Genomic DNA, 1439 nt, shown 5'->3' with positions numbered 1-1439 from the left:
GATTTTCGCATTACACTGGCCGAAAGGCCGCGAGCAAAGGGGAGAGGGCAGACGCCGCAAGCAGGCACCGATAGCGAATCCCAAGGATTTGCCGGCCGTGAATTGCTGCGCGAGGCGGTGGCGCGGCTGCGCGATGGCCGCTGGGTTGCCGTGGTCGTCGCCCTTGCCTTTCTGGCCGGCGCGATCGCCATTGCCGGGCGCATCGCCTCCGGCCAGGCGGCCGATAATCTGCGCGAGACGGCACTCGCCGCACTGCCCCTGGCGGCGGGAACCCTGACCGGTGAAATCGATAAGCAGCGCCTGGTTCCACTGGTGTTGGCCCGAGACGACGCGGTGCGCGGCGCTCTGCGCCGGGCCGGAAAAATGAAAGAAAAGGCCCTCAACGACAAGCTCAAGTCAATTGCCGGCGATGCCTCTGCATCCGCCGTCTACATCATCGATACCGCAGGCATCGCCATATCAGCCAGCAATGCCGACGAACCGGCGAGCTTTGTCGGCATCGACTACAATTTTCGGCACTATTTCCAGGAAGCGATGAGCAAGGGTGCTGCCAGCCAATATGGCCTCGGCACAATCAGCGGCAGACCGGGGCTGTACCTTGCCAGCCGCGTCGACGATGGCGGCAAGCCGCTTGGCGTTGCGGTGCTGAAGGTCGAACTCGACGGCGTCGAAGCCAATTGGCGTTCCAGCGGTTTCCTTGTGTTCATCACTGATGAACGCGGCGTGGTGCTGGCTACCAGCCAGCCCGACTGGCGGTTTCGTGCGCTGGCGCCACTGTCGGCCGAGGACACCGCCGCAGCCCACGAGCAGCTCCAGTTGGCCGATGCAGGCTTCGAGCCGCTGCCGATCCGGCGCGGCGCTGGTGACGGCCTGGCGACGATCGACAACGCGGGAAAACCGCGCCAGTTCGTCGAGGTGGTGCAGGATTTGCCCGGTGCTGTTCCTGGCTGGCGTCTCTGGCTGCTCACTCCCGCCGACGCTGCTCTTTCATCGGCCGCCAACACGGCGCGGCTCACCACGCTGCTCGGTCTGCTGCTGATGGGCCTGCTTGCCTACGTGCTGACCCGGCGCCGGCGAACGCGCAGGCTGAGGCAAGAGGCGCTGGCGCGGATGAATGCCGAACTGGAGAGTCGGGTCAGCACGCGAACGGCCGAGCTGACCCGCTCCAACACCGCACTTGCCGGCGAAATCGCCGAGCGCGAGAATGCTGAAGCCAAGGTGCGCCGGCTGCGTGACGACCTCGCCCAGGCCAACCGGCTTTCCATCCTCGGCCAAATCGCCGCCGGCGTGGCGCACGAGATCAACCAGCCGGTCGCAGCTATCCGCACCTATGCCGAGAATGCGGGCCGCTTTCTCGAAACCGGCAAAACCGAACCGGCCAGCGGCAATCTGACGTCGATCGTGTCGATGACCGAGCGCATCGGCGCGATCACCGGCAC

The 1439-nt window shown here is 65.6% G+C and carries 1 protein-coding gene; it reads left to right on the top strand.

Features of this window, described 5'->3' with window-relative positions:
• Positions 1 to 102 precede the first annotated feature (102 nt).
• Positions 103 to 1439, top strand: a 1337-nt coding sequence (locus tag EOD15_RS34225; protein WP_148129819.1) for a cache domain-containing protein, incomplete at its 3' end; no start/stop codon positions are given.

Source organism: Mesorhizobium sp. M7A.T.Ca.US.000.02.2.1 (genome assembly GCF_003996995.1).
In the GTDB taxonomy this organism is placed as follows: Bacteria; Pseudomonadota; Alphaproteobacteria; order Rhizobiales; family Rhizobiaceae; genus Mesorhizobium.
Note: the sequence above shows the minus strand (reverse complement) of the source record. Positions and strands in the feature narration are given on the sequence as shown.